The organism is Citrobacter sp. CK185, from assembly GCF_030333565.1.
Taxonomy (GTDB): Bacteria; Pseudomonadota; Gammaproteobacteria; order Enterobacterales; family Enterobacteriaceae; genus Citrobacter_B; species Citrobacter_B koseri.
In genome coordinates this window covers 70,576-91,711 of sequence record NZ_JAOWFR010000026.1, presented here as the reverse complement: position 1 = coordinate 91,711, position 21,136 = coordinate 70,576, and the positions used below count along the sequence as shown (strand labels likewise).

The following is a 21,136-nucleotide window of genomic DNA, read 5'->3' as shown; positions in this document are numbered from 1 at the left end:
TTTAAGCTTTTTTAGCTCTGGCGCTTACTCAAAACGCCATGCCAGATTGACGCCAACGCCGTAGTTTCTCCCCGGCGCCGGTTCGTAATAGCGTCCGTTTGATTCGTTGACGATCACCGAACCGACATACTCTTTATCAAACAGGTTATCGACCCGGCCAAACACATCGACCGTTAAGTTGCTGTAGTTAAACTTATACCCGGTGTTCAGACCAACCACGGTATACGAGGGCGCTTTTGCCGTGTTGTGATCGTCTGCCATAATGTCCCCCATATAGCGGGCATCGGTGCCGGCATACCAGCCTTCATCCGGTACATATCCCAACGAGGCGAACCCCATATTACGCGCAATGCCCGGCATGCGGTTACCGTTGCAATCGCCACTTTTGCAGACGTTGCTGCGGTAGGTCGCATCCAGCCAGGTCCAGGAGGCGTTTACCCGCCAGTTACCGGCGAAACGCTGATCCCACGATAATTCCGCGCCCTGGCGGCGGGTTTTACCGGCGTTTTTATATGTAGTGCGCCCGCCGCCGCTGGTGGCGACGACAATTTCATCATCCGTATCCGTCTGGAAGAGCGCCGCCGTCAGTAAACCATCGCCAATACGCGTTTTACTGCCAATTTCCACCGTGTCATTGGTGGCGGGTTTCAGGCCAAAGTTCAGGCCGCTTTGTCCGTCCGGGCGATAGGAGAGTTCATTGATGGTCGGCGTTTCAAAACCGCGCCCTGCGGCCAGATAAACGTTCCATGCATCGGTGAACGCATACTTGAGCGCCCCGGCAGGGAGCCATTGATGGTAGCTAGCCTCACCGCTGTCATCTCTGTTTCCTGGCGTAACGTAATGATCGTTAGAGTCAAACCAGACTGAGCTGTACCGCACGCCGGCATCAAGCGAAAGTTTTTCGGTCAGCTGCCACTGCGTTTGCAGGTAGGGATCGGCGTTCCACATCAGGTTGCGCTCGTTACGGCGCAAATCGCCTTTTACGCCAAACTGCGGCACGCCGTTATTCAGGCGGTAGTTCTCGTATCCCTTGCGATTTTCGCTCATATTTTCATAGTTCAGGCCGGTGGTGAACGTCACAGGTACGCCCAGTTCGCCCCGGTGCGTCCAGCGGGTGTCGATACCCTGATAATGACGCTGAAGCACGATTACGCCGCCTGCATGCGCGGGGTTATCCCGCTGCGGCGCCATCGGTATGGACTGGTATTGTGTGGTTTCACGTTCACCGGCATACATCATCACGCTCAGATCGTCGTGTTCGCTGAGCTGACGCTCATAGCGCAGGCCTGCCTGAGTCTGCTTGATGGTCTTTCGCGTGTTGAACTGTTCGGCGCGCGGCGACTGCTGCGGGTTGGCTTTCCATTCGGATTCGGTCAGGCCGCCGGGGTCGTTCGCGTGAATGTCTACGCTATTGAAAATCAGGCTTAGCTTACTGGCATCGTCCAGACGCACCCCCAGTTTTGCGTTAGCCAGATTCTTTTGCGCGCTGCTGCGATCGCGAAAACCGTGGGTGGTGAATCGGGTCGTGGAGACGGTGTAATCCACGTCACCCGCCTGCGTTCCGTCACCCATCGCCCCCGTGGCTTTCATGCCATAGCGCCAGCTCCCGAAACTGCCGTAATAGCTGCTGGCTTCAATCGTCGGCGGCTGGCGTCCGGTTTCCGTCGTCACGTTCATCACGCCGCCGGAAGAGTTGCCGTACAGCGCGGAGAAGGGGCCGCGCAGCACTTCCACATTCTGGACGCTGCTCAGATCGATATTGGACGTCTGCCCTTGTCCGTCCGGCATGGTGGCCGGGATGCCGTCAACATACAGACGAATACCGCGAATGCCGTACGCAGAGCGGGAGCCAAATCCGCGAATTGACAACTGTAAATCCTGCGCATAGTTCTGACGGTTTTGCACCTGCAAACCGGGTACGCCGTTTAAGGATTCAGACAGGTTAATACGCGGCGTCGCCAGTCGCATATCTTCCCCTTCAACCACGGTGACGGCGGCGGGCGTGTCCAGTTCAGACACCGTTTGCGGCGTCGCGCTAACAATCATCGTTTGTTCATCTTCAGCCGTGGCCGCCTGGCTCACCGGCGAGAAAACGAAAGGGAATAAAAGGGCGGGAAATGCGGCCTGACGAGCGGTAATGATCTTCATGAAAAAAAACCAATCACGAGTAAACGTGCCAAATGAAATTTGATGAATACTTTAATTACTTTGTAAATATATGAAAAATTTAATAGCACGATGCGTTAATGGAACATGAAAAAATTAAAGAAATTGTAGACTGCCTGCAAAGAAACGCTCCACTTTGCACTAAATAATGATTACTATTCGCATCTACATACAGCGAGTGGGACATGGATTCACTCGCCGAAGCCATGTGAAGCAGCTACAAACGTGTTTATCAAAGGGAGTCGTCATGCATTTACGTCATCTGTTTTCGCCGCGCCTGCGTGGTTCTTTACTGTTAGGTTCACTGCTGGTCGCGTCTTCATTTAGCACGCAGGCGGCAGAAGAAATGCTGCGTAAAGCCGTCGGCAAGGGCGCTTATGAAATGGCCTATAGCCAGCAGGAAAATGCGCTGTGGCTGGCTACTTCGCAAAGCCGCAAAACGGACAAAGGTGGGGTGGTTTATCGCCTCGACCCGGTTACCCTTGAGGTGACGCAGGCCATCCATAACGATCTCAAACCGTTTGGCGCGACCATCAACAACGCGGCGCAAACGCTGTGGTTTGGTAACACCGTAAACAGCGCGCTGACGGCAATCGATGCCAAAACAGGTGATGTAAAAGGGCGTCTGGTGCTGGATGAGCGCAAGCGTTCCGAAGATGTCCGTCCGCTGCAACCACGCGAACTGGTCAGCGATGATGCGACCAACACCGTATATATCAGCGGTATCGGTAAAGAGAGCGTGATTTGGGTGGTTGACGGTGAAAAAATCGCCCTGAAAACGACCATCCAGAATACCGGTAAAATGAGCACGGGTCTGGCCATTGACAGTCAAGCGAAGCGTCTTTACACCACTAACGCAGACGGCGAGTTCATCACCATCGATACTGCGGACAACAAGATCCTGAGCCGCAAAACATTGCTGGATGACGGGAAAGAGCACTTCTTTATCAACCTGAGCCTCGACACCGCAGGCCATCGCGCTTTTATCACCGATTCCAAAGCGGCTGAAGTTCTGGTGGTGGATACCCGTAATGGCAATGTGCTGGCAAAAGTAGCCGCGCCGGAATCACTGGCCGTGCTGTTCAACCCGACCCGCAACGAAGCCTATGTGACGCACCGCCAGGCCGGTAAAGTGAGCGTGATTGACGCGAAAAGCTATAAGGTCGTGAAAACTTACGACACGCCGACATTCCCGAATAGCCTGGCGCTGTCTGCGGACGGGCAAACGCTGTTCGTGAGCGTGAAGCAGAAATCAACCCGTGAGCAGGAAGCCACTCAGCCAGATGATGTTATCCGCATCGCGCTGTAACGGTGAAATAACGCTGTAAGCATTAAGTAAAAAGGAGGGGCTTGCCCCTCCTTTTTACTGCGTAACAACATCCCGATAAACGTCACGCCACCGGGCTGCCAGTGTTAACTCGCCGTCTCTTCTCGTAATACCATGTCCTGTTTATTCTCTTCCTGCGGCACAACCGGCGCGGTGCGGTGAATTTCCGCCACGCGGTTGCGCACGCCAAACCAGCCAGCAACCAGCAGAATAGCAATCAGCGGAAGTGAAGCGATGGTATAGGTGCCGTTAGGGTAATCAAACGCCATCAGTACCAGAACGCTCAGCAGGAACAGCAGGGTGAGCCAGGAGGTAAACGGCGCGCCCGGTAACTTAAAGCTGACGTCAGCCGCTTTGCCTTCTTTAATCGCCTTACGCAAACGCATCTGGCACACCACGATGAAGCCCCAGGAGGCGATAATACCCAGCGATGCGAAGTTAAGGACAATTTCAAAGACCTGAGAAGGCACCAGATAGTTGAGCAACACCCCGATGACATACACGCCCAGCGTCGCCAGAATACCGGCGTACGGCACCTGTTGACGACTCATTTTCGCCATAAATTTCGGCGCGGAACCGCCCATCGACATCGAACGTAAAATACGGCCGGTGCAGTACAGACCTGAATTCAGACTGGAGAGGGCCGCCGTCAACACGACAATGTTCATGATGCTGCCGATGTAAGGCACGCCCAGTTTTGAGAAGAAGGTCACGAAGGGGCTCTGACCGGCCTGATACGCATTCCACGGCAGCAGCAACACCAGCAGGACAACAGAACCGACATAGAACAGGCCAATACGCCAGATCACGCTGTTGATCGCTTTTGGCACCATCGTTTGCGGATCTTTGCACTCTCCGGCCGCCGTACCAACAAGCTCAATCGACGCGAAGGCGAAGACAACGCCCTGAACCAGCACCAGAGCAGGCAACAGGCCATGCGGGAAGAACCCGCCGTTATCGGTGATCAGATGGAAGCCTGTTGTGTTGCCATCCAGCGGTTTGCCGCTTCCTAAAAAGATTGTGCCGACAACCAGAAACAGGACAATCGCCAGCACTTTTACCAGCGCGAACCAGAACTCCATCTCGGCGAACCACTTCACGCCAATCATGTTCATTGTGCCCACAATCGCCAGCGCGCCCAGGGCAAACACCCATTGCGGAACGTCACCGAATGCGCCCCAGTAGTGCATATACAGCGCCACTGCGGTGATATCGACGATCCCGGTCATCGCCCAGTTGATGAAGTACATCCAGCCTGCGACGTATGCCGCTTTCTCGCCTAAAAATTCACGGGCGTAGGAGACGAAGCTGCCGCTGGAAGGGCGATGCAAAACCAGCTCGCCGAGCGCGCGAAGAATAAAGAATGAGAAAATACCGCATACCAGATAAACCAGCGCCAGGGCAGGGCCAGCCATTTGTAGTCGTGCGCCAGCCCCTAAAAACAATCCGGTGCCAATTGCGCCGCCAATGGCAATCATTTGTACCTGTCGGTTGCCCATCGCCTTGTGATAACCCTCTTCATGGGCGTTCAACCAGCGTCGTTTCGCGGCATGTTGTTCAAGCGCGTTTGTATTGTGTGTTTTCATTGTGTTACCTGTTGACCTGTCGGACAGAAGAGATACTTTTTGTGCCGCACCTTTTGCTAACCAAACGATTGCCTGGCTAACGCTGAAACGGTTTTTCCCATCATTCTGTGGTAGGGATAAAACCATCGGCGGAGCATCCTACCTGCAATTGTTAAACGACGCAAAACATACCCGGAAACGCAGCGTTAAGACGTCGTGCTTTTACGTGTGGTCAGCTCAGCCGCGCTGTGGTCACGATTCAGCCAGTAGCACGGTGAATCAACTACACTTAGCGTTTTACACGTTGTGGAGGCCGCATGATCAAAGTTTATGGCGTACCCGGCTGGGGCTCGGCAATTAGCGAAGTCATGCTGACTCTGGCGGAGATTCCGTATCAATTTATCGATGTGAAGGGGTTTGATGCCGAGGGGCCGCAGCGGGATCTGCTCCAGAAGCTCAACCCGCTGTGCCAGATTCCAACGCTGGCGCTGGAAAACGGAGAAATCATGACGGAGAGCGCCGCCATTGCGCTGATGATCCTCGATCGCCGTCCCGATCTCGCGCCGCCGGTCGGACACGCCGAGCGTCAGCAGTTTCAGCGTTTGTTAATCTGGCTGGTAGCGAACGTTTATCCCACATTCACGTATGCTGATTACCCTGAACGCTGGGTGCAAAATGCCCCGGAGCAGTTGAAGAAAAGCTGCCTTGAATACCGTAAGGCGCTGTATATGTGGCTCAACGATCGGCTGATAGCGGAACTCTACGCCTTTGGCGGACAGCTAACGCTGCTGGACTGTTATCTGTGCGTGATGCGCACCTGGGGGCCGGGCCATGACTGGTTTCAGGACAACGCCCCGAACATTAGCGCGATTGCCGATGCGGTCTGCCAGCATCCACCGCTCCAGACGGTGCTGAAAAATAACGACATCATTTAGCACGGGCGATGCCGATGATGGCCGTTAGCGCGCCCAACGATTCCGTCCGGCCTCTTTGGCCCGGTACAGCGCGGCATCGGCATCCGCGATCGTCTGTTCAGCGGTTTTTCCTTTCTCTGAGCAGGCGATACCCTGGCTTACCGTGACAGTGTCACTTACCGTTGACGCCGGGTGAGGGATCGCCGCCGCTTCCAGCGCTTGTTGTATTCTCGCCGCCACGCGCTCTGCATCTTGCAACGTCGCGTCAAACAAAATAACAGCGAACTCTTCGCCGCCATAGCGGGCGACCACATCTTCCGGGCTACGCACCGACTGAGCGAATATATCCGCGACCTGACTCAGGCAGGCATCGCCGGCCGGGTGCCCGTAGGCGTCGTTATAGCGTTTAAAAAAATCGACATCGAGCATGATCAGCGCAAACGCATTTTGCTGCGCCATTGCGCTATGCAGCAGTTTTTCCATTGCGCGCCGGTTTGCCGTACCGGTGAGCGGGTCGCGATGCGCAAGGTTATCCAGGCGCGAAATAAGCAGGTTGTTGTGTTGATTCTGTCGCCAGGCTTCATCAAACCAGCGAATCAGCATAAAACGGCCGCCCAGCAAAATAAGCGAGAAAATGCCCCAGATCACCGCGAAATGAATATTCACTTTCTGATTCAAAACAACGCTGGCGACGGGGACGGTCAGCCATAGCGGGAGCAGAAAAGCGAGTACGCTCGGCGTATGAAAATAGAGTGCGATCACGGCGCTGAGTAATAACACCGCGCAGAGAGGATAGGCGAACGTTAATTGCCAGTGGCTGATGAAATAATAACTGCACCAGGACCAGAACAGGCTAAGGGTGATTAATAATCCCTGCGTCAGCCAGGATTGCCGCCGGGAGGTAATCAACAGCAGGGCACAGACCAGCATAATGCCGATAACAGCGTCATCAATAGTGCGGACAATACGCATCTCTGCCAGATAGCGCGCGTGGGTATCGTGGAATAACGCGTCACGAAAAAAGATCATCAGCGCAAAACTGATATTCACAAAAGCAAACCACGGCAGGCTGAGAGCCATTCCTCGTCTCACCATATCCTCGCGAGTGGTCCAGATGGTATGTTTCGCTTTTCTGTTATCCTGAGCCATAGCGTTATCTGAAGAGTGGATGATAAACGGGGATGCCGGAGGGCATTTCGCCTTCAGCCCGCGGTAATTTTTTTGCCCGAGGTAACGAAGGTTCCCGCGCCTAAATGATGCAGGGTATTCAGTTTATCGTCATCAAACTGCCAGCGGCCTTCAATAAAAACACGTTCATCCGCCGCCGCCGAAACCACTTCGCCAAAAAGCGTGTCATATTTTTCCTGTGCCGACGTTGCGGGCAGCAGTCGGCATTCCATCCAGGCGAGGCATTTCTCTTCGATCATGGGTAAACCGAGCACCGGGCCTTTTACCACCGGGATGCCATAGCAGTTGAATTTATCTTCTTCGCGGCCAGAGACGCTGCCTACCGCATACGTCCAGTTCGTTGCCGCTACGCCGGGAATCACGATGCCAAACATACCGCTGCGTTCTATAAGCTCGCGCGACCAGGTGGTTTTATCCAGCACAATGGCAAGACGAGGAGGCTCAAACTCGACGGGCATAGACCACGCCGCCGCCATAACATTCCGCCGCTCCGTGCGATCGTCCCGGCTGGTGATCAGAACCGTCGGGCCGTGATTTAACAGACGGCTGGCATGATGTAGCTCTACAGGACGAAAACGACTCATAGGTATGCCTCGTTCAGGGGGATTATCGTCTTATCGTAACGACACTATTGAAAATAGTGGCTAAAGGATACATGTGCAACGCACGTTATTGTACGTAATACCGCCAAAAATAAATCATACTCCAGGTTGAGAACCGCATCCGTGACATATTACGCCAGGCGGCGGGGTAACAGATTGCCGCCATCAGCGTAGAATCAGTTTTTTTGCGTGAACCCCTACAGACAGGAATGCCTTATGACGTCTTTTTTGACCGCCTATTTTGCCCGCATAAATTGGTCGGGCGCTGCCGAAGCTAATCTTGACACTTTACGAGCGCTGCATTTGCAGCATAACAGCACCATTCCGTTTGAAAATCTGGATGTCTTACTGCCGCGCGAAATTCAGCTCGACGATCTGTCGCTGGAGGAAAAATTGCTGACCGCCCGTCGCGGCGGCTATTGCTTCGAACAAAATGGGCTGTTTGAACGTGCTTTACGGGAGACAGGCTTTACCGTGCGCAGCCTGCTGGGGCGCGTCGTACTGACAAACCCGACCAGCTTGCCGCCACGCACGCACCGGCTGTTACTGGTCGAACTGCAAGGCGAGCCGTGGATTGCTGACGTCGGATTTGGCGGGCAGACATTGACCGCGCCCATCCGTTTGCAGGCAGAATGTGAACAACAGACGCCGCATGGCAAATACCGTTTGCGACAAGAGGGGAATAACTGGATTTTGCAGTTCCGCCATCACGATCACTGGCAGTCGATGTATTGCTTCGATCTGGGGGTTCAGCAGCAGAGCGATTACGTGATGGGCAACTTCTGGTCAGCGCACTGGCCGCAGTCGCATTTTCGCCATCACCTGTTGATGTGCCGCCATTTGCCGGATGGCGGTAAGCTGACGCTGACCAATTTCCATTTCACCCATTATCAGGAAGGCCATGCGATAGAACAGCGTAATGTGCCGGATGTGGCGTCGCTTTACGCGCTATTGCAGGAGCAGTTTGGGCTGGGAGTCGATGATGCGAAGCACGGGTTTACCGAGGCGGAATTAGCGGCCGTCATGGCGGCGTTTGATACCCACCCGGAGGCAGGGAAATAACGTTTTGCGCCGGATGGCGGCTTACGCCTGATCCGGCCTACAGGGAGTATTTTGTAGGCCCGGTAAGCGTCGCGCCACCGGGCATGGGGTCAGGTCAGCGACGTGAGCGGACAATCTGGTAGCGGCGAGTGAAATACTCAAACGGCGCGCTCCAGACATGCACCAGACGCGTGAACGGGAAAATCAGGAAGATGGTCATTCCCAGCACCAGATGCGCGCGGAAAATTGGCGCCACGCCGTCCAGATGCGCCGAAGCACCGCCCTGGAACGTCACAACCGCCTGCGCCCAACCGACCAGTTTCAGCATCTCGCTTCCGTCCGGGTGTTGCGCGGAGAACGGTATTGTTGTCAGCCCGAGGATGCACTGGATCAGCAGGATACAGAGGATCAAAATATCCGCCGTGGATGAGCTGGCGCGCACGCGCTGATTAAACAGGCGCCGAATCAGCAGACCTGCGCCGCCGACCAGCGTCAGCACGCCGCAGACCCCGCCAAGAATCATCGCCATTTGCTGTTTCACCGCAATGGGCAGGAACCAGGCGTACATCCAGTGGGGCGTTAACATACCGAACAGATGGCCGAAGAAGATCCCCAGGATGCCGATATGGAACAGGTTTGACCATAGCACCATGCCGCGTTTGTCCAGCATCTGGCTGGACGAGGCGCGCCAGGTGTATTGCCCGTAGTCATAGCGCAACCAACTGCCGAGAATAAACACCGTGCCGCAGAGGTAGGGGTAGATGTCGTAAAAAAAGACGTTCAGGTACTGTATCATTTCGGGCCTCCCGCGCTGACGTCGACATACTGTGGCGCCACGTCCTGGCTAAAGCGTCGTTGATAGTGTTGTAACGGAGAACTGTCACAGGCGGTGGCGTTATCTTCGATAAACTTCACCTGTTCCTCTTCCCAGACGGTATCCAGCGCCTGACGCGTATCGTCACGCGCCTCGCCGTCGATCTGCTTCGTGACACTGTCACTGGAAAGTGGGCTACCCGCCAGCGATAGCAGGGCGTCAAACAGCTGATACCACGGCGTTTCCCGTTGTTTTAAACGCCCGCCCAGCAGCGCGAGGATCGGCGCGATATTCTGCAATCCCTCCCGCGCTTCTGCTTCCGGCAGCACGCTCAAATACTCCAGATAGAGCGGCAGATGGTCGGGTAACTCGCGGCAGTCAAGTTGCAGTCCCACCTTTTCATACTGGGCCAGCAGATCGACCATTGCCTGGCCCCGATCGCGCGATTCCGCATGAACGTGTTCAAACAGCAACAGCGACGTCGCGCGCCCACGATCAAAGACTTCGCACCACTGCGCCTGTTTATCCAGCAGCGGGGCGTTTAACAGCTCAGTGGTGAAGTCGGTGAGCATTGGCGCGTCATGGCGAATAAGCGCGATGGCGTCGTCACGGCACTCCCACAACAGCTCATCCGGGTACTCTATCAGCAAGCCAATAATCTTGAGGATCTGCATTATTCGCCCTCCGCCTTATCGCGTACTTCGGTGATGTTGATGGCGTCAATGCGGCTGCTGTTAAACAGGTTAAATTTGGTGTCGGAACCGTGGCAGCCATCGCCGAAGGTGAAGCCGCAGCCGTTACGCTCAGGGAAGGCGTCACGCGCCATTTCACGGTGGCTGGTTGGGATCACGAAACGGTCTTCGTAGTTGGCGATCGCCAGGTAGCGATACATCTCTTCCACCTGTTCCACACTTAAGCCGACTTCCTCAATAGCACGGGTGTCCGTAACGCCTTCCACCGTCTGCGAACGCATATAGTGGCGCATCGCCATCATCCGTTTCAGGGCGCGCAGCACCGGGCCGGTATCGCCTGCGCTCAGCATATTGGCAAGGTACTGCACCGGAATACGCAGGCTTTCGATCGCCGGAAGCACACCTTCGGTTTGCGGCAGGCCGCCAGCATCGGCATAAGACTGAATTGGCGACAGCGGCGGCACGTACCAGACCATCGGCAGGGTGCGGTATTCCGGGTGTAACGGCAGCGCCAGCTTCCAGTCCATCGCCATTTTGTAGACCGGGGAACGCTGAGCGGCCTCAATCACGTTTTGCGGAATACCCTGTTTCAGCGCTTCTTCAATCACCGCCGGATCGTTCGGGTCAAGGAACACGTCGCACTGACGCTCATAGAGATCGGTTTCGTGTTCGGTGCTGGCCGCTTCTTCAATGCGGTCCGCGTCATACAGCAACACGCCGAGATAGCGAATACGGCCAACACAGGTTTCCGAGCAGACGGTCGGCTGACCGGATTCGATACGCGGATAACAGAAAATACATTTTTCTGATTTGCCGCTTTTCCAGTTGAAGTAGATTTTTTTGTACGGACAACCGCTGATGCACAGACGCCAGCCGCGACATTTGTCCTGATCGATCAGCACAATGCCATCTTCTTCACGCTTATAAATCGCGCCGCTCGGGCAGGTCGCCACACAGCTTGGGTTCAGGCAGTGCTCGCACAGACGCGGCAGATACATCATGAAGGTGTTTTCGAACTGGCCGTACATCTCCTTTTGCATCTTCTCGAAGTTACGATCGCGGGCACGTTTTGAAAATTCGCCGCCGAGCAATTCTTCCCAGTTTGGCCCCCAGACAATTTTGTCCATCCTTTTGCCGTCAATCAGCGAACGCGGGCGGGCGGTGGGCTGGTTTTTGCTCTCCGGCGCGCTGTGCAGATGCTGATAATCGTAGGTAAACGGTTCGTAGTAATCATCGATTTGCGGGATCACCGGGTTGGCGAAAATTTTGGTGATAACGCCCATCTTGCCGCCCAGACGCGGTCTTATCTTGCCGTTGACATCGCGAACCCAGCCGCCTTGCCACTCCTCCTGATCTTCCCAGTTTTTCGGATAGCCGATACCGGGTTTTGTCTCAACGTTGTTAAACCACGCGTACTCCATACCTTCACGCCCGGTCCAGACGTTTTTACAGGTGACGGAGCAGGTGTGGCAGCCGATGCACTTATCAAGGTTGAGAACCATGCCTACCTGTGAGCGTATTTTCATTTTTTCGCCTCCTGTACCTGATCCCGACCTTCATCATCCAGCCAGTTAATATTTTTCATTTTTCTAATCATGATGAACTCGTCGCGGTTCGATCCGACCGTACCGTAGTAGTTAAAGCTGTAAGCCAGCTGCGCATAGCCGCCGATCATATGGGTCGGTTTCGGGCAGACGCGCGTAACGGAGTTGTGGATCCCGCCGCGCATCCCTGTGACTTCAGAACCCGGGATATTCATGATGCGTTCCTGAGCGTGGTACATCATGGTCATACCCGGCGGCACGCGCTGGCTGACCACCGCACGCGCGGTGAGGGCGCCGTTGGCGTTGAAGGCCTCGATCCAGTCGTTATCCTCAATGCCGAGCTCACGGGCATCAGTTTCACTGATCCAGACAATCGGCCCGCCGCGCGACAGCGTCAGCATGAGCAGGTTTTCGCTATAGGTGGAGTGAATGCCCCATTTCTGGTGCGGCGTGAGGAAGTTCAGCGCTTTTTCCGGGAAACCGTTCGGCGGGATTTCGCGCATTTCGCTGACGCTACGGGTGTCAATCGGCGGACGGTAGGCCACCAGACTTTCCCCGAAGGCGCGCATCCAGGCGTGATCCTGATAGAGCTGCTGACGACCGGACAGCGTGCGCCACGGGATCAGCTCATGGACGTTGGTGTACCCGGCATTGTAAGAGACATGCTCGCTTTCAAGACCGGACCAGGTCGGGCTGGAGATAATTTTGCGCGGCTGGGCCTGAATATCCCGGAAGCGGATTTTCTCGTCTTCTTTGTTCAGCGCCAGATGAGTATGATCGCGCCCGGTAATCGCGCCCAGCGCTTCCCAGGCTTTGACTGCCACCTGGCCGTTGGTTTCCGGTGCCAGCGCAAGGATGACCTCAGAGGCATCCAGCGCGGTGTCAATCAGCGGGCGACCTTTCGCCGGGCCTTCGCGTTTGGTGTAATTGAGTTTACCGAGGAAATCGACTTCGTTTTCCGTATTCCAGGAAATGCCTTTCCCGCCGTTGCCCAGCGTATCCATCAACGGGCCGAGGGAGGTGAACCGTTCATACGTCGCCGGATAGTCGCGTTCCACCACCGCGATGTTCGGCGCGGTTTTACCGGGGATAAGATCGCATTCGCCTTTGCGCCAGTCGAGAATATCAAACGGCTGCGCCAGCTCCGCCGGGGAGTCATGCTGTAGCGGTTGCAGCACCACATCGGTTTCTTTGCCAAGATGCCCCACGCAGACGTCGGAGAACACTTTGGCGATCCCTTTATAGATTTCCCAGTCGCTTTTCGATTCCCACGCCGGGTCAACGGCAGCAGACAGCGGATGAATAAACGGATGCATATCCGAGGTATTCATGTCGTCTTTTTCATACCAGGTGGCGGTCGGCAGCACAATATCCGAGAACAGGCAGGTGCTGGACATACGGAAATCCAGCGTCACCAGCAGGTCGAGCTTGCCTTCAATGGCGTCCGTTTGCCACTCCACATCTTCCGGTTTGACGCCGTCACTGGACCCCAGCGCCTCTCCCTGAATGCCGCTTTCAGTGCCTAGCAGGTATTTGAGCATGTATTCATGCCCCTTGCCGGATGAACCCAGCAAATTCGAGCGCCAGACGAAGAGGTTGCGCGGGTGGTTTTTACCGCTGTCCGGCTGCTCGCAGGCAAAACGAATATCCCCCGACTTCAGCGCCTGTACGGTGTAATCGGCAGGGGATAATCCGGCCTGTTCCGCTTTGCTTTTCAGCGTGAGCGGGTTGAGATTGAGCTGAGGCGCGGAGGGCAGCCAGCCCATACGTTCAGCTCGCACGTTGAAATCAATTAAATGGCCGGTAAAGCGTGAGGAATCAGCCAGCGGCGACAGCAGTTCCTGCGCGGTTAGTTTTTCATAACGCCACTGGCTGGCGTGATTATAGAAAAACGATGTGCTGTTCATCTGACGCGGCGGACGGTTCCAGTCCAGCGCAAACGCCAGCGGTAGCCAGCCGGTTTGCGGGCGTAACTTTTCCTGCCCCACGTAGTGCGCCCAGCCGCCACCGCTTTGCCCCACGCAGCCGCAGAACACGAGGATGTTAATCATCCCGCGATAGTTCATATCCATGTGATACCAGTGGTTCACACCGGCGCCGAGGATGATCATGGAACGGCCATGCGTTTTATGCGCGGTATCGGCAAATTCCCTGGCGATCGTTTCGATGTGACGACGCGGTACGCCGGTAATCTGTTCGCCCCAGGCGGGAGTGTAGGCCTTAATTTCCGCGTAATCTTTGGCGCTGTGATCGTCATCCAGACCACGATCCAGGCCATAATTCGCCAGCACCAGGTCGTAGACGCTGACGACCGGGCAGAGGCTGCCATCGGCCAGGGTAAGACGCTTCACCGGCAACTGGCGCACCAGAACCGGTTCTTGCTTCACGCTGCGAAAATGCGGGTTCTCATTACCGCCAAAGTAAGGGAACGTTACGCCAGCGACATCATCATGCTGGCCCAGCAAGGAGAGGGTCAGTTCCGTTTCGTTGCCTGCCGCCAGCGGCTCAAGATTCCACTTGCCTTTCTCGCCCCAGCGAAAGCCGATGGAACCGTTCGGCACCACCAGTTCACCCGCGCGGTTATAAGCGACGGTTTTCCATTCCGGGTTATTGGTTTCACCCAGCCCGTCGACCAGATCGGACGCCCGCATCATGCGACCCGGCACATAGCTGCCGTCTTCGCGCGCTTCAAGCATGACCAGCATCGGCATGTCGGTATAGCGGCGACAGTAATTCAGGAAATAGTCGCTGGGGTTATCGAGATGAAACTCTTTGAGGATGACGTGGCCCATTGCCATCGCCAGCGCGCTGTCAGTACCTTGCTTCGGCGCCAGCCACTGGTCGCACAGCTTGGCGACTTCTGAGTAGTCCGGCGTAATGGCAATCGTCTTGGTGCCTTTGTAACGCACTTCTGTGAAGAAGTGTGCGTCCGGCGTGCGCGTTTGCGGCACGTTAGAGCCCCAGGCGATGATATAGCTGGAGTTGTACCAGTCTGCGGATTCCGGGACATCGGTTTGCTCGCCCCACGTCATCGGCGATGCGGGCGGCAGATCGCAGTACCAGTCATAGAAACTCAGGCAGGTTCCGCCGAGCAACGAGAGATAACGGGTTCCGGCGGCGTAGGAGACCATCGACATCGCCGGAATCGGCGAGAACCCGGCGACACGGTCAGGGCCATAGTTTTTGACGGTCCAGACGTTGGCCGCCGCGATCAGCTGATTAAGTTCTTTCCAGTTAGAACGAATAAACCCACCGCGTCCACGCACCTGCTTGTAGCTTTGGCACTTTTGCGGATCGTTCATGATCGACTCCCACGCCAGTACCGGATCAGGCTGGCGGGAAAGGGCGTCACGCCACAGTTCAATCAGGCGTTTACGCACCAGCGGATACTTCAGGCGGTTAGCGCTATAGAGATACCAGGAATAGCTGGCGCCGCGTGGGCAGCCGCGCGGTTCATGATTAGGCAGATCCGGGCGGGTTCGGGGGTAGTCCGTCTGCTGCGTTTCCCAGGTCACCAGACCATTTTTAACGTAGATTTTCCAGCTACAGGAGCCGGTGCAGTTCACGCCATGCGTGGAGCGCACGATTTTATCGAACTGCCAGCGCTGACGATAACTGTCCTCCCAGTCCCGGTTGGTGTGCATCACCTGACCGTGACCGTCCGCAAAAGTGTCGCCTTTTTGCTTAAAATAGCGAAAGCGATCCAACAGTTTACTCATGACATTTCTCCTGCTCCATAATGTGTCAGGCGGCCTACGTCCGAACCTGTGATGAATATGTTTTATTTTTTTGTTGCTGCCGGTTTACGGCGACCATAAACCAGCCAGGTCACCAGTACGCAAACGATGTAAAACACCAGAAAGATTTTCATTGCGCCAACCGGCGAGCCGGTCAACGCCAGAGAAGAACCAAAAGCTTTAGGGATAAAGAAACCGCCGACTGCGCCAATCGCAGAGATAAAACCGAGGGCGGCGGCCGTATCGGTCACGGCTTCACGCTGGGCCTGCGCATCTGAGCCGCCGCGCAGTTTCACTCTGTAGATCGTGATCTGGCGGAAAATGACCGCAATCATCTGGAAGGTCGAGCCGCTTCCCAAGCCCGCCGTCAGGAAAAGCCCCATAAACACCAGATAGAAGGCGATAAAACTTCCTGAGCCGGAGCCCGGTAATGTCAGAAACAGCAGGGCGGTAAACAGCGCCATGAAAACGAAGTTAATCAGCGTGACGCGAACGCCGCCGAACTTGTCAGAAATAACGCCGCCCGCAGAACGCGCAAGCGCGCCGATAAACGGGCCAAAGAAGGCCAGTTGCAGAATATTGACGTCGGGAAACTGGGTTTTCGCCAGCATGGCGAATCCTGCGGAGAAACCGATAAAAGAACCGAAGGTGGCGAGATAGAGCAGGCTGAGCAGCCAAAGGTGAAAGCGTTTCAGCACCGGCAGTTGAGAAGCGACAGAGGCTTTCGAACTGGCGATATCATTCATCCCGGTCCAGGCTGCGAGGGTCGCGATAAGCAATAACGGCACCCAGATCCACGCGGCATTCGTCAGCGAAAGCAGCGAGCCATCGGGCTGCGGCACACCCTGTACGCCCAGAAAAGTGAACATGGGCAGGAAAATCACCAGCGGGGCGACAAGTTGCATCACGCTGACGCCAAGGTTGCCTAAACCGCCGTTCACGCCGAGGGCGCTACCTTGCTTTGCTTTCGGGAAGAAAAAACTGATGTTGCCCATACTGGAGGCAAAGTTAGCGCCAGCAAAACCGCATAGCAGCGCAATGATAATAAATACTCCAAAAGGGGTGGATGTATTTTGCACCGCAAAACCGAGCCAGATACAGGGAATAATCAGAATAACTGTGCTAAAAATCGTCCAGCGACGCCCGCCAAATATAGGTACCATAAAGGAGTAGGGCACGCGTAATATAGCCCCGGACAGCGAAGGTAAAGCGGTTAATAAAAAGAGCTGGTCAGTGGTGAAATTAAAACCAATTTTATTCAAATTAACGGCGACGGCGCTAAATAACATCCAGACGCAGAATGCGAGCAATAAACAAGCCACTGATATCCAAAGATTTCTTCGGGCAATGTGTTTACCTTTGTTTTCCCAGAAAGCGGGTTGTTCTGGCCTCCAGTCACTCAAAAGATAACGATTATTTTTCTCATTTTGTAGCGCCATATTGCCCTCACACGCACACGTCGTTCATGAAAAAAAAGAAATAAGTCCAGGAAGGGCGCGCGGGCCCTTTTTAGAATTTATTGAAGACTTTTAAGAATATTGATTGAAAGGATAGATAAAAAAGCGAGACCACGAGGAGTGAAGGGCGGTTAATAAGTTGCTTAAGTGTTACCAAATGTAAATACAAAAGATGCATTGTTAACTAACGTATAACATCAGCGAAATAACTCCAGCGTAATCATGCGGTCCAGATGCTGCTGGTAGGCAGGGTCGGTCATTTCAGGCATACCGAGGGCGTACATGCCGTCCAGCCCGCAGGCTAATGCGATTAATCGCCAGGCGACATCAGCGGCGGCTGAGGCCAATGAAAATTCTCCTGCCTCCTGACCGCCTTCAATGATGGCGGTCGTTTCTTCATGCCACATTTGCATGGTCAGCAGGTAGGCGCTTTTAATTTCCGGGTCGTTATCCGCCAGGATCTGCGCTTCCCGCCAGAGTTTAATGTAGGGCTCTAATCCGCCATCGTCACTCCCCAGCATGGCGTGCAGCCGCATGCGCCAGGTGCAGTGCTCGGGCACCAGGCTGGCATCCAGCAAGGTGCGAATCAGACGAACGAATACCTGAGATTTAAGCTCGCCCGAACTGCTGAAATGGTGGTGGAGTTGTCCGGTCGCGACGCCGGCTTCCTGCGCGATTCGCCTTACCGTCATGCCGCTCAATCCCTCTTCCAGCGCGACGCGCATTGCCGCTTGCAGGATCACCTCACGGCGCTCATCCCGATTCAGATAACTCATGGCTTTCTCCCATTTTCGCAGTTGGCGCAGTGTAACAAAAAGCTGGACATGCGTTCAACTTTCCGTAGGATCGCGAGAGTTGAACATGTGTTCAGTTTTTGCTTTCAAAGGACGTTTTATGTTTCGTCAGTGGTTAACGTTAATGATTATTGTACTGGTCTACATCCCTGTTGCGATTGATGCAACGGTGCTGCACGTTGCCGCACCCACGCTGAGCATGACGTTGGGCGCCAGTGGCAACGAGCTGTTGTGGATCATTGATATTTATTCTCTGGTGATGGCAGGGATGGTATTGCCGATGGGCGCGCTGGGCGATCGAATCGGCTTTAAACGCCTGCTGTTGCTGGGGGGAGGCTTATTCGGTCTTGCGTCGCTGGCGGCAGCGTTCGCCCACAGCGCCAGTTGGCTGATTGCTACCCGCGCGATTCTGGCTATCGGCGCGGCGATGATTGTTCCGGCGACGCTGGCCGGTATCCGCGCCACGTTTTCTGAGGCCCGTCACCGTAATATGGCGCTTGGCGTCTGGGCGGCCGTAGGGTCGGGCGGCGCCGCGTTCGGCCCGCTGGTCGGCGGTATGTTACTGGAGCACTTTTACTGGGGATCGGTCTTCCTGATCAATGTGCCCATTGTCCTGGTGGTGATGGCGTTAACGGCGCGCTTTGTGCCTCGCCAGCCCGGTCGCCGCGATCAGCCATTGAACTTTAGCCATGCGGTCATGCTGATTATCGCCATCCTGCTGCTGGTATACAGCGCGAAAACCGCGCTGAAAGGGCAACTGGCCAGCGGCGTTATCGCCCTGACGCTGATGATCGGCGCGCTGTTGTTGGGCATGTTTATCCGCACGCAGCTCGCGGCAGCACGCCCGATGATCGATATGCGTCTGTTTACGCATCGCATCATTCTGAGCGGCGTTGTGATGGCGATGACGGCGATGATCACGCTGGTCGGCTTCGAGTTGCTGATGGCGCAGGAGCTTCAGTTTGTTCATGGCTTAACGCCGTATGAAGCAGGGCTGTTTATGCTGCCGGTGATGCTCGCAAGTGGATTCAGCGGCCCCCTTGCCGGGATGCTGGTTTCACGACTGGGATTGCGAACAGTGGCGACTGGCGGCATGGCGCTAAGCGCGCTGAGCTTTTATGGCCTGGCAATGACGGATTTCAGCACGCAGCAATGGCAGGCCTGGTGCCTGATGGCGCTGCTGGGTTTTAGCGCCGCCAGCGCGTTGCTCGCCTCTACCGCCGCCATTATGGCCGCTGCGCCCGCAGAAAAAGCGGCGGCGGCCGGGGCGATAGAAACCATGGCCTATGAACTGGGCGCCGGGCTTGGCATTGCGATCTTTGGCTTGTTGTTAAGCCGCAGCTTTTCCGCATCTATCCTGCTTCCTTCCGGCCTGAACGCAGAGGAAATCGAACGCGCATCGTCGTCAATGGGAGAAGCGGTGCAGCTGGCGGATACGCTCTCGCCTTCACTTGGTGAGGCGATACTGGACGCCGCCAGACAGGCGTTTACCTGGTCGCACAGCGTGGCGCTGAGCAGTGCCGGAAGCATGTTAATTCTGTTAGCGGTAGGGATGTGGTTTAGTCTGGCAAAAGTAAAACGCGGCTAACCTAATGTGCTAATTGACAGGGGTAATCCATCGCTTCGATCTCTTTACCGCTCAGGCGAGCGTATTGCCCCGTCAACCGCCAGAACGCAGGTTGCGTTTCGGTATAGATTTCGGCTGCCAGGATCAGACGACGCCGTTCATCTTCGGTTAATTCCAACAGCGTCCAGGGCATAAAATAGCGGTCGCTTTCCGTCAGCCGGAACCACAGCGGACACCCACAACCTGAACAGAAGTAGCGTTCGCCACGCAAAGAAGAAGAGAAGTGAGAGGGCTCTGATGAATGGGGAGCCATAAGCGGACGACCGCAGGCTTCCAGGTACATCGCAATACCACCAGACCATTTTTGACACAGCGTGCAGTGACAGGCATAAACATCGAGCATTTCAACGTCAACGGTAAAATGACTCTGCCCACAGAGGCAACGTCCTGTGAACGTTTGCACGGCATACTCCTTATGACCGGATCAACATCTGGAGAAAAGCCAGCCCATCATGGGCTGGCTTATGTTCAAATCAAGAAAGATTAGAACTGGTAGGTCAGACCAACAGCAACGATGTTGTCAGTGCTAACGCCAGCTGCTTCGGTGAAGCGGCTGTCGTCAACCAGGTTGATTTTGTAATCAACGTAGGTAGACATGTTTTTGTTGAAGTAGTAGGTCGCGCCCACATCGATGTACTCAACCAGATCCTGGTCGCCCCAGCTACCGATGTCTTTACCTTTGGATTTCAGGTAAGCGATGGACGGACGCAGACCGAAGTCGAACTGGTACTGAGCAACAGCTTCGAAGTTCTGCGCTTTGTTCGCAATGTGATCGCTGCCGTAAGCAGTCATATTGCGGGTTTCAGAGTAGGTGGTCGCCAGGTAGATGTTGTTCGCATCGTATTTCAGACCAGCAGCCCAAACCTCTGCGTTTTTACCGCCTGCGTTCAGTTCGTTCGCAGCAGAATTCACCTGCGCGTCAGTACGGTCAGATTTTGCATAAGATGCACCCACGCCGAAACCGTCGAACTCATAGGTAGAGGAGATACCGAAACCGTCGCCATTCGCTTTAGTGATGTCAGCGCCGTAGATTTTATCGCTGTTACTACGTTCGTTTTTACCCTGATACTGAGCAGCGAAGTTCAGACCTTCAACCAGACCGAAGAAGTCGGTGTTACGGTAGGTTGCAACGCCGGTAGTACGGCCAGTCATGAACACATCGCTCTGGGTCCAGGTATCGCCACCGAACTCAGGCAGAACGTCAGTCCATGCGCCGATGTCGTAAACGACGCCGTAGTTACGGCCGTAGTCCAGAGAACCGAACTGATCAAATTTCAGACCAGCGAACGCCAGACGCGTTTTGTTGCCTTTGGTGCCGTTGGACTCGTCGTTGTTGCCTTTGAATTCATATTCCCACTGGCCGAAACCGGTCAGTTGGTCATTGATCTGAGTTTCGCCTTTGAAGCCCAGACGCGCATAAGTTTTATCGCCATCATCACCCTTGTCGTCAGAGAAATAATGAAGAGCGGTTACTTTACCGTACAGGTCCAGTTTGTTGCCGTCTTTGTTATATACCTCAGCTGCGTTTACCGCACCTGCTGCCAACAGGGTAGTCACTGCCACTGCAACTAATTTAAGTTTCATTTTAATTAATCCTTATAATTTTCTTAGCGTGTTTCCTAAACCATTTCTAAACGAGGCCGCTTGTCAATGGCAGACTATTTTTAA

The 21,136-nt window shown here is 54.9% G+C and carries 16 protein-coding genes; 4 read left to right on the top strand and 12 right to left on the bottom strand.

Translation table 11 applies throughout. The features are described from left to right. Window positions 1-24: 24 nt before the first annotated feature. Window positions 25-2,148 (bottom strand): TonB-dependent receptor PqqU, encoded by a 2,124-nt coding sequence (gene pqqU, locus OGV79_RS15215; RefSeq protein ID WP_012132367.1) that lies wholly within the window; start codon window positions 2,146-2,148, stop codon window positions 25-27. Window positions 2,149-2,413: 265 nt separating this feature from the next. On the opposite strand from pqqU, the gene yncE reads away from it, so the two are divergent. After that, window positions 2,414-3,475, top strand: coding sequence for a 7-bladed beta-propeller protein YncE (gene yncE, locus OGV79_RS15210; protein ID WP_286468666.1), 1,062 nt, complete (start codon window positions 2,414-2,416; stop codon window positions 3,473-3,475). A 104-nt stretch (window positions 3,476-3,579) separates the two neighbouring features. Here the strand turns inward: yncE and ansP are convergent, their stop codons facing one another. Then, a complete protein-coding gene (ansP, locus tag OGV79_RS15205) occupies window positions 3,580-5,079 on the bottom strand; it encodes an L-asparagine permease (RefSeq protein ID WP_104868653.1) in 1,500 nt (499 codons plus the stop codon). A 296-nt stretch (window positions 5,080-5,375) separates the two neighbouring features. On the opposite strand from ansP, the gene OGV79_RS15200 reads away from it, so the two are divergent. After that, window positions 5,376-5,993 (top strand): glutathione S-transferase family protein, encoded by a 618-nt coding sequence (locus OGV79_RS15200; RefSeq protein WP_286468665.1) that lies wholly within the window; start codon window positions 5,376-5,378, stop codon window positions 5,991-5,993. A 24-nt stretch (window positions 5,994-6,017) separates the two neighbouring features. Here the strand turns inward: OGV79_RS15200 and OGV79_RS15195 are convergent, their stop codons facing one another. Together OGV79_RS15195 and OGV79_RS15190 are read right to left on the bottom strand one after the other, a co-directional pair. Continuing rightward, window positions 6,018-7,067, bottom strand: coding sequence for a GGDEF domain-containing protein (locus OGV79_RS15195; RefSeq protein ID WP_286468845.1), 1,050 nt, complete (start codon window positions 7,065-7,067; stop codon window positions 6,018-6,020). A gap of 107 nt (window positions 7,068-7,174) precedes the next feature. Next, window positions 7,175-7,744, bottom strand: coding sequence for a flavin reductase family protein (locus OGV79_RS15190; protein ID WP_049009885.1), 570 nt, complete (start codon window positions 7,742-7,744; stop codon window positions 7,175-7,177). A gap of 234 nt (window positions 7,745-7,978) precedes the next feature. Here OGV79_RS15190 and nhoA point away from each other — a divergent pair, with 234 nt between their 5' ends. Then, the gene (nhoA, locus tag OGV79_RS15185) at window positions 7,979-8,824 is read left to right on the top strand and encodes an N-hydroxyarylamine O-acetyltransferase (RefSeq protein ID WP_047463652.1); all 846 of its coding nucleotides are present in this window, start codon (window positions 7,979-7,981) and stop codon (window positions 8,822-8,824) included. A 94-nt stretch (window positions 8,825-8,918) separates the two neighbouring features. Here nhoA and narI read toward each other — a convergent pair whose 3' ends face one another. The 6 genes from narI to OGV79_RS15155 form a co-directional block, all read right to left on the bottom strand. Then, window positions 8,919-9,599 carry a respiratory nitrate reductase subunit gamma gene (gene narI / locus OGV79_RS15180; RefSeq protein ID WP_012132374.1) on the bottom strand — a complete coding sequence of 227 codons (681 nt, stop codon included), beginning with the start codon at window positions 9,597-9,599 and terminating at the stop codon, window positions 8,919-8,921. Then, window positions 9,596-10,291, bottom strand: a complete 696-nt coding sequence (gene narW, locus OGV79_RS15175) for a nitrate reductase molybdenum cofactor assembly chaperone (RefSeq protein ID WP_286468664.1) — start codon at window positions 10,289-10,291, stop codon at window positions 9,596-9,598. Before narW ends, narI begins: the two co-directional genes overlap by 4 nt. Continuing rightward, entirely contained in the window at window positions 10,291-11,835 is a 1,545-nt protein-coding gene (gene narH / locus OGV79_RS15170) for a nitrate reductase subunit beta (protein ID WP_012132376.1), read from the bottom strand. Before narH ends, narW begins: the two co-directional genes overlap by 1 nt. Further along, window positions 11,832-15,572, bottom strand: a complete 3,741-nt coding sequence (locus OGV79_RS15165) for a nitrate reductase subunit alpha (RefSeq protein WP_286468663.1) — start codon at window positions 15,570-15,572, stop codon at window positions 11,832-11,834. The genes narH and OGV79_RS15165 overlap by 4 nt, the downstream gene beginning before the upstream one ends. A 62-nt stretch (window positions 15,573-15,634) precedes the next feature. Next, entirely contained in the window at window positions 15,635-17,029 is a 1,395-nt protein-coding gene (locus OGV79_RS15160) for a NarK family nitrate/nitrite MFS transporter (RefSeq protein ID WP_012132378.1), read from the bottom strand. 215 nt (window positions 17,030-17,244) lie between these two features. Continuing rightward, complete coding sequence (locus tag OGV79_RS15155; RefSeq protein ID WP_058669179.1) at window positions 17,245-17,823, bottom strand: TetR family transcriptional regulator; 579 nt, start codon at window positions 17,821-17,823, stop codon at window positions 17,245-17,247. Window positions 17,824-17,941: 118 nt separating this feature from the next. On the opposite strand from OGV79_RS15155, the gene OGV79_RS15150 reads away from it, so the two are divergent. Continuing rightward, window positions 17,942-19,429 carry an MFS transporter gene (locus tag OGV79_RS15150; RefSeq protein WP_114847901.1) on the top strand — a complete coding sequence of 496 codons (1,488 nt, stop codon included), beginning with the start codon at window positions 17,942-17,944 and terminating at the stop codon, window positions 19,427-19,429. A gap of 1 nt (window position 19,430) precedes the next feature. Here the strand turns inward: OGV79_RS15150 and OGV79_RS15145 are convergent, their stop codons facing one another. After that, window positions 19,431-19,871 carry a GFA family protein gene (locus OGV79_RS15145; protein WP_455906530.1) on the bottom strand — a complete coding sequence of 147 codons (441 nt, stop codon included), beginning with the start codon at window positions 19,869-19,871 and terminating at the stop codon, window positions 19,431-19,433. Between the two features lie 80 nt (window positions 19,872-19,951). After that, window positions 19,952-21,052: a porin OmpC gene (gene ompC, locus OGV79_RS15140; RefSeq protein WP_047463657.1), complete on the bottom strand. Its 1,101-nt coding sequence runs from the start codon at window positions 21,050-21,052 to the stop codon at window positions 19,952-19,954. Between the last annotated feature and the right edge of the window lie 84 nt (window positions 21,053-21,136).

What these genes read in the sequence shown, in the direction of transcription:
- pqqU (WP_012132367.1), bottom strand. Translation starts at nt 2,148, where the DNA reads ATGAAGATCATTACCGCTCGTCAGGCCGCATTTCCCGCCCTTTTATTC.
- yncE (WP_286468666.1), top strand. Translation starts at nt 2,414, where the DNA reads ATGCATTTACGTCATCTGTTTTCGCCGCGCCTGCGTGGTTCTTTACTG.
- ansP (WP_104868653.1), bottom strand. Translation starts at nt 5,079, where the DNA reads ATGAAAACACACAATACAAACGCGCTTGAACAACATGCCGCGAAACGA.
- OGV79_RS15200 (WP_286468665.1), top strand. Translation starts at nt 5,376, where the DNA reads ATGATCAAAGTTTATGGCGTACCCGGCTGGGGCTCGGCAATTAGCGAA.
- OGV79_RS15195 (WP_286468845.1), bottom strand. Translation starts at nt 7,067, where the DNA reads ATGGTGAGACGAGGAATGGCTCTCAGCCTGCCGTGGTTTGCTTTTGTG.
- OGV79_RS15190 (WP_049009885.1), bottom strand. Translation starts at nt 7,744, where the DNA reads ATGAGTCGTTTTCGTCCTGTAGAGCTACATCATGCCAGCCGTCTGTTA.
- nhoA (WP_047463652.1), top strand. Translation starts at nt 7,979, where the DNA reads ATGACGTCTTTTTTGACCGCCTATTTTGCCCGCATAAATTGGTCGGGC.
- narI (WP_012132374.1), bottom strand. Translation starts at nt 9,599, where the DNA reads ATGATACAGTACCTGAACGTCTTTTTTTACGACATCTACCCCTACCTC.
- narW (WP_286468664.1), bottom strand. Translation starts at nt 10,291, where the DNA reads ATGCAGATCCTCAAGATTATTGGCTTGCTGATAGAGTACCCGGATGAG.
- narH (WP_012132376.1), bottom strand. Translation starts at nt 11,835, where the DNA reads ATGAAAATACGCTCACAGGTAGGCATGGTTCTCAACCTTGATAAGTGC.
- OGV79_RS15165 (WP_286468663.1), bottom strand. Translation starts at nt 15,572, where the DNA reads ATGAGTAAACTGTTGGATCGCTTTCGCTATTTTAAGCAAAAAGGCGAC.
- OGV79_RS15160 (WP_012132378.1), bottom strand. Translation starts at nt 17,029, where the DNA reads ATGGCGCTACAAAATGAGAAAAATAATCGTTATCTTTTGAGTGACTGG.
- OGV79_RS15155 (WP_058669179.1), bottom strand. Translation starts at nt 17,823, where the DNA reads ATGAGTTATCTGAATCGGGATGAGCGCCGTGAGGTGATCCTGCAAGCG.
- OGV79_RS15150 (WP_114847901.1), top strand. Translation starts at nt 17,942, where the DNA reads ATGTTTCGTCAGTGGTTAACGTTAATGATTATTGTACTGGTCTACATC.
- ompC (WP_047463657.1), bottom strand. Translation starts at nt 21,052, where the DNA reads ATGAAACTTAAATTAGTTGCAGTGGCAGTGACTACCCTGTTGGCAGCA.